The organism is Streptomyces sp. TRM64462 (genome assembly GCF_013362995.1).
Taxonomy (GTDB): domain Bacteria; phylum Actinomycetota; class Actinomycetes; order Streptomycetales; family Streptomycetaceae; genus Streptomyces.
On sequence record NZ_JABWDV010000115.1, the window covers coordinates 1 to 1990 of the forward strand.

Here is a 1990-nt window from a genome sequence, read left to right on the forward strand (position 1 = left end):
GGTAGCCCGGGCGGTGGCCCGGGCCGGGCCCGGAGCGTCGCTCTGACCGGTGCCACGGGCGGTGCGCCGAGCCGTGGCACGGGCGGTGCGCCGAGCCGTGGCACGGGCGGTGCGCCGGGCGGTGCCTCGGCCGGTTGCTCGGGCGGTGGCCTGGGCGCTGGTCGGGGCCTTGGGTCAGGCGGTGCGCCGGCCAGTGGCTCGGGTGGCGGCTCGGGCGGTGACCTCGGCGGCGGCCGGGGCGGTGGGCCGGGTGGCGTGCCTGGCGGTGGGCCGGGTGGCGTGCCTGGCGGTGGGCGGGTTTCCGGGCGGGAGGTCGCCTGGGTCGCGGCCGGTGGGCTTGTGCCGTCCGCTCTCTGCGGGGGCGTGCTGGCCTGGTGGGTGGCGGCGGACGCGGCTCCCACTGTGCGGGGTTCGGCGCCGTTGCCGGCGTTCGTGCTGATGCTCGTCGTCGCCATGTCGGTCACCGCCGTGCCGGTCATGGCCCGGATCCTCAGCGACCGGGGCATGACCGGCACCCGGGCCGGGCGGCTCGCGCTCGGCTCCGCCCTGGTGGTCGACGCGGCCGGGTGGCTGCTGCTGACCGCCGCCGTGGCGCTCGGCTCCGGCAGCGCGACCGGCGTGCTGCACGCCGGCGGGGCGCTCGCCATCGGCGTACTGTGCGCCCTCGCCGTACGGTACGGGCTGCGCGCCCATGTGGCGCTGCTGCTCCTGCGCCGTGCCCCCGCGGCCGCGGCCTGCCTGATCGGCGCGACGGCCCTGCTGACCGCGTTCACCATGGAGCACCTGGGCATGACCGCGATCCTGGGCGCCGCCCTCGTCGGCTTCGCGATCCCCGGCGACCGGAACGCCCCCTGGGCGCGGGCCGTGACCCGGGTCTCGCGGGCCGGCCGGGCGCTCGTCCCGGCGTTCTTCGTGGTCACCGGGGTCACCCTGCTCGGCAGCGGGGCGTTCGCCGCCGCGTCGGGCACGCTGATCGCCGCGACGCTCGTCCTCGGGGTGCTCGGCAAGGTGCTCGGCGGCTACGCCGGGGCCCGCATCGCGGGCGGCACCCGGCGTGAGGCGACCCGCGTCGGGGTGCTGCTGAACACGCGGGGCCTGACCGAACTCATCGTCCTGCAGGCGGGTTACGCGGCCGGTCTGATCACGGCCCCGCTGGTGCTCGCCCTCACCGTGATGACCCTGGTCACCACCGCGATGACCGGCCCCCTGCTGCGACTGGTCGACGACCGCACGGCACCACCGCCCCCGAGCCCCGTCCCCACCACGCCAGCGCCAGCGCCGGCGCCAGCGCCAGCGCCGGCTACGGCGCTCCCCGTGCCCCTACCCACAGAAAGCGGAGTGCGATGACCGACTCGGCCATACGAACGCCGGCGGCCGTGAGCCCCGACGAGTTCCGGACCCTGATGAGCGGCTTCCCCACCGGGGTGTCGGTCGTCACCGCGACCGACCCGGAGGGTGCCCCGCGCGGCATGACCTGCTCGTCGGTGTGCAGCGTCTCGCTGGACCCGCCGGTGCTGCTGGTGTGCCTGCGGTACGAGAGCCCGACCCTGGACGCGGTGCTGCGCTCGGGCGCCTTCGCGGTGAACCTGCTGCACGCGGGAGCCCGCGAGAGCGCGGAGCTGTTCGCGTCGGGCAACCCGCACCGCTTCAAGCTGGTGCCCTGGGAGTGCGACAAGGAGGCGGCGGGCCCGCACCTGGTCGCGGACGCCCACACGGTCACCGACTGCGAGGTGGTCCTGACGCAGCGGATGGGCGACCACGTGACGGTGTACGGCGAGGCCCGCCGGGTGATCCGACGGGCCGAGCCGTGGCCCCTGCTGTACGGCCTCCGGCAGTTCCACGCCTGGCCGCCCCGGCCGGAGGACTAGGGAGTGTCCGGCGGATCATGGCGACATCGTGGCTGGGTGCCCTTCGCGGTGGGTGAGCGGGGTCTGGTGCGTGCGGATGCAAGGCGGAGGAGGGAGTGGTTGGGGTCTCCCCTGCTCGAGCG

2 protein-coding genes are annotated in these 1990 nt (G+C 76.3%); both read left to right on the forward strand.

Annotation, left to right across the window (positions count from 1 at the left end):
- The first annotated feature begins 279 nt into the window (after positions 1-279).
- Positions 280-1347, forward strand: coding sequence for a cation:proton antiporter (locus tag HTZ82_RS05535; RefSeq protein ID WP_309235320.1), 1068 nt, complete (start codon positions 280-282; stop codon positions 1345-1347).
- Positions 1348-1376: 29 nt separating this feature from the next.
- Positions 1377-1868, forward strand: a complete 492-nt coding sequence (locus tag HTZ82_RS05540; RefSeq protein ID WP_309235322.1) for a flavin reductase family protein — start codon at positions 1377-1379, stop codon at positions 1866-1868.
- The last annotated feature ends 122 nt before the right edge of the window (positions 1869-1990 follow it).